Below are 4,514 nucleotides of genomic sequence, written 5' to 3'. Positions count from 1 at the left end.
GAGCACCTGCTGCACCGCTACGGCTCGCTGACCGAGGAGGTCCTCGCGCTGATCGAGAAGGACCGTACGCTCGGCCATCCGCTCGACGGCGCCGACGACTACCTGCGCGCCGAGGTCGTCTACGCGGCGTCGCACGAGGGCGCGACGCACCTGGAGGACGTGCTGCACCGGCGCACCCGTGTCAGCTTCGAGACCTTCGACCGCGGGGTCGGCTCGGCCCGCCCCGCCGCCGAGCTGATGGCCGAGACGCTGGGCTGGGACGAGGGCCGCCTGGAGCGCGAGATCGCGCACTACACCGCGCAGATCGCCGCCGAGCGCGAATCCCAGCGCCAACCGGACGACCAGTCAGCTGATGCCGCGCGAATGGGCGTGCCCGACTTCTCGTGAGGAGGTCGCGCGTCTGTCAGCGAGCCCTTACCGCAGCAGGATGAGTAACACGGCCACAGTAGCCAAGACGCACGTGGTTACCGCCACGGCTGGCAATCGCACCGCGGAGAGATGGTGGGCCGGGCGCACGGCCCAGCGACGCTCCGGCTGATCCAGAGATCGCCGTGTGGCGGAAGGATCTGCGAACAGCTCCGCGCGCCGCCTGGCGAGCACGGCGCGGGCTTGCGCCGAAGGTTCGTGTACCGGCGCCGCGGCGACGAAGGACTCGTCGAACACGAGCGGCGCGTCGTCAAGGGACGCGGCGCCGTCCGAGGCGCGCGCGGGGACCTGGTTCGCGTCTGCGCGGCGCTGCGCGGAGCTGTTGCGCTGTTCGGGAAAGCGCTCGGTCATTGGGGAAAAGTAACGGAAATGTTGCGTGATCAGTAGGGGGTACGGCAGCGAACTGCGACGAAAGTCCGCCGCAGCGGCCGCATCGCCGGTTTGCGATCATCCACCGGCTGGTCAGCAGCCTGAAACTTTCGCTCGCCGTGACCCCGCGGCGGCTTTCGACCTGTCAGGTGTTCGAGTGCCTGGCCTTGGTCTGGCCGTCACCGATCACGATGTACTTCGTGGAGGTCAGCTCGGGCAAGCCCATCGGGCCGCGCGCGTGCAGCTTCTGGTTCGAGATGCCGATCTCCGCGCCGAAGCCGAACTCGCCGCCGTCGGTGAACCGGGTCGAGGCGTTCACGATCACCGCTGCCGAATCGACCCGCGCGGTGAAGGCGCGCGCCGCTGCCTGGGAGCGGGTGATGATCGCCTCGGTGTGATTGGAGGAGTACTTGCGGATGTGCGCGACCGCTGCGTCCAGTGAGTCCACCACGGCCGCCGCGATGTCGAGCGAGAGGTATTCGGTGTAGAAGTCCTCTTCGGTGGCCGGTACGACGTCCGGTGCGTTATCCGCAGCAGCGGCGTACGCTGCCGTCCGCTCGTCGCCGTGCACGGTAACTCCGGCGTCCTTAAGCGCAGCGAGTGCGCGCGGTACGAACGCCTCAGCGACGTCCTTGTGCACGAGCACGGTCTCGGCGGCGTTGCACACGCTGTAGCGCTGCGCCTTGGAGTCGATCAGCAGCTCGACCGCGAGGTCCAGATCTGCGTCCGCGTCCACGTACACGTGGCAGTTGCCGACTCCGGTCTCGATTACCGGGACCGTCGAGCCACTGACCACCGAGCTGATCAGCGATGCGCCACCGCGCGGGATGAGCACGTCAACCAGGCCGCGCGCCTGCATCAGTTCCTTGACGGAGTCGTGCGTGTCGCCAGGTACCAGCTGAATCGCGTCGCGGGGCAGACCGCAGCCGGCCAGCGCGTCGCGCATCGTGTCGACCAGCGCGGTATTGGACGCACGCGCGGAGGAGGAGCCGCGCAGCAGCACCGCGTTGCCCGACTTGAGGCACAGGCCTGCCGCGTCCACGGTCACGTTCGGTCGCGCCTCGTAGATGATCCCGACGACGCCGAGCGGCACGCGGACCTGACGCAGCTCCAGCCCGTTCGGCAGGTTCGAGCCGCGCACCACCTCGCCGACCGGATCGGCGAGTGTGGTGATCTTCCGCAGCGCTTCGGCGATGGCGGCGATCCGGTCCGCGGTCAGGGTGAGCCGATCCACGATTCCAGCGCTGACGCCGGTCTCGCGGGCCCGATCCGTGTCCTCGGCGTTCGCGGCGACGATGCGCGGCGTTTCGGCGAGCAGCGCGTCCGCGATGGCGTGCAGCGCCCGGTCCTTCTCGGCACGCGTGCGCACAGCCAGATCCGCGCCCGCCTCGCGGGCCCGGCGCGCTGTCCGGATAACGTCCGACTCGCTCGACTCGTCCACCATGCCTCCAGGTTACGACCCGGATAGCGGCCGGGAGCACGCTATTTCAGGCTGTGAGACTCCGCGGGGCTCTGCGTGGCGCTCACTCACAGCACCGCGAGGTCGTCTCGGTGCACGACCTCGCGCTCATATTGCGGGCCCAGCGCGGCGGCCAGGTCGCGGGTGGAGCGGCCCAGCAGCGACGGCAACTCGACCGCGTCGTAGTTCACCAGGCCACGCGCCACCGCTCGGCCTGACGGGTCGATCAGGTCGACCGGATCGCCCGCGACGAAAGTTCCGGTTACGGCCGTGATCCCGGCGGGCAGCAGCGAGAGACGACGGCGTACGACCGCGTCTACCGCACCCTCGTCCAGCTTTAAAGCGCCGCGCGGAGCCGTCGCGTGCGCGAGCCACAGCAGGCGCGCTGCGGACCGTTTCCCGGTGCGATGGAACAGGGTGCCGACCGCCTCTCCCGCGAGCGCACGCCCGGCGTATGCGGCCGTGGTGAGCACCACCGGGATGCCTGCCTCGGTGGCGATCCGCGCCGCCTCGACCTTGGTGACCATGCCGCCGGTGCCGACTCCGGCACGTCCAGGGGCGCGGGTCGACACGCCCGCCAGGTCCTCGGGCCCGCGCACGTCGCTGATCGGGCGGGTGCCGGGCTTGCGCGGATCACCGTCGTAGAGCGCGTCGACGTCCGAAAGCAGGACCAGAAGATCCGCGTTGACCAGGTGCGCGACGAGTGCGGCCAGCCGGTCGTTGTCGCCGAACCGGATTTCCTGGGTGGCGACCGTGTCGTTCTCGTTGACGATCGGGATGAAGCCGAGCTCCAGCAACCGGCTGAGCGTCTGGAGCGCGTTGCGGTAGTGCGAGCGCCGCGTTACGTCGTCGGCCGTGAGCAATACCTGTCCGACGCCGTGCCCGTGGCGCGCGAAAGACTGCGTGTACCGGGCGATCAGCAAGCCCTGCCCGACACTCGCGGCCGCCTGTTGCGTGGCCAGGTCGCGGGGACGCTTGCGCAGGCTCAGCGGGGCGAGCCCGGCCGCGATGGCACCCGAGGAGACGAGGACCACTTCCGCGCCGCCGGGCTTCGAGAGGGCTGACTCGTGCAGCGCGTCCACGAGGGCGTCCACCCGGCTGCCGTCCAGACCCCCGGCCGCTGTGGTCAGCGAGGAGGAACCCACCTTCACCACGATCCGCCGCGCGGCGATGACCGCATCGCGTGTGGTCGTCTGCCCGCCGTCGCTCACCGGCTCAGGATACGATCAGCGGCCCTGCGGCGGCCTGTGTGTTTCAGCGCGTGGGACCGGCCGGGGTGTGACTACCCCGGCCGGTCCTGTTCGGTTCGACTCAACGACCCAGCTACCGCGCTATTGAGCTCCCAGCGTCACGACCAGGCGGACGGCGGGGGCGGCGGAACGACCGGCGGCCGGTCGTCGCAGGTGATCGTGTTCGGCAGCTCCCAGGGCGCCAGCCACGGACCGGTGGTCCCGCCGCCGGAGTTGCCGCCGAGGTCGGTCACGGTGAACTCCGAGCCCGCGGGCGTGAAGTGGAACGATCCGCAGTTGTTGATTCCGACCGCGCCGACATTGCGGGCCACCACGTTCTGGAACGTCGCCGATCCGGCCGCCCGCGCGCTGAGCACCGAGGTCCCGGTTCCGTCCACCTTCACATCCGAGAAGTGGATGTTCGAGATCGAATACAGATCCTTCACCGGGAAGTCGGCGACCAGCATGATCGCGTTGTAGGTGTTGTCCAGGAAGTTGTCACCGGTCACCTCCACATCCGCGGTGATGCTGCTCTGCAGCGCGTAGATCCAGATCGCGCCGAGGCCGAGGTTCCAGTTCAGCTCGTAGGTTCCGGCGCGAACCGTGGTGTTGTCGGTGATCCACAGGTGCCCGGTGAACGGCACCGCGTCGAAGCGGCTGCCGACCTGCAGGCCGCTGCCTTCCCGGATCGGGTCGGCGACCAGGTTGTTCGACACCGTGTCGTCGCCGCCGCCGTAGATCGCGATGCCGTTGGCGAGCACCGGGGTCTGCACGGTGTTGTGGTCGAAGGTGTCGTTCGAGTCGGCCGTGGTCTGCGACCACATCGCCAGGCCGTCGTCGCCGGTGTTGCGGATGGAGTTGTTCTGCGCCAGCGAATTCGTCACGCCGGTGTGGAAGTTGATGCCGTCGGCGATCTGATCGGCGATCACATTGTTCGTGATCTTGAGGTTGCGCATCGGGCCGTCGAACCACATGCCCACCTTGGTGTGGTGGATGTAGAGCCCGTCGATGGTCGAGTCGCTCAGCGCGCC

The 4,514-nt window shown here is 69.1% G+C and carries 5 protein-coding genes; 1 reads left to right on the top strand and 4 read right to left on the bottom strand.

Going from position 1 to position 4,514, the window contains the following annotated elements; genetic code table 11:
- A partial coding sequence (locus tag VN779_RS21115) for a glycerol-3-phosphate dehydrogenase C-terminal domain-containing protein (RefSeq protein WP_325726034.1) occupies positions 1 to 387 on the top strand: 387 nt, incomplete at its 5' end.
- Positions 388 to 414: 27 nt separating this feature from the next.
- On the opposite strand, the gene VN779_RS21110 is transcribed toward VN779_RS21115, so the two are convergent.
- From VN779_RS21110 to VN779_RS21095, 4 genes are all read right to left on the bottom strand, one after another.
- Positions 415 to 777 carry a hypothetical protein gene (locus VN779_RS21110; RefSeq protein ID WP_325726032.1) on the bottom strand — a complete coding sequence of 121 codons (363 nt, stop codon included), beginning with the start codon at positions 775 to 777 and terminating at the stop codon, positions 415 to 417.
- Between the two features lie 163 nt (positions 778 to 940).
- Positions 941 to 2,239 (bottom strand): glutamate-5-semialdehyde dehydrogenase, encoded by a 1,299-nt coding sequence (locus VN779_RS21105; protein WP_325726030.1) that lies wholly within the window; start codon positions 2,237 to 2,239, stop codon positions 941 to 943.
- 83 nt (positions 2,240 to 2,322) lie between these two features.
- On the bottom strand, positions 2,323 to 3,465 hold the full coding sequence (gene proB / locus VN779_RS21100; RefSeq protein ID WP_325726028.1) for a glutamate 5-kinase: 1,143 nt from the start codon (positions 3,463 to 3,465) through the stop codon (positions 2,323 to 2,325).
- 137 nt (positions 3,466 to 3,602) lie between these two features.
- The coding region (locus tag VN779_RS21095; RefSeq protein WP_325726026.1) for a right-handed parallel beta-helix repeat-containing protein at positions 3,603 to 4,514 on the bottom strand (912 nt) is incomplete at its 5' end.

Source organism: Actinocrinis sp., assembly GCF_035605935.1.
Classification (GTDB): domain Bacteria; phylum Actinomycetota; class Actinomycetes; order Streptomycetales; family Catenulisporaceae; genus Actinocrinis.
Note: the sequence above shows the minus strand (reverse complement) of the source record. Positions and strands in the feature narration are given on the sequence as shown.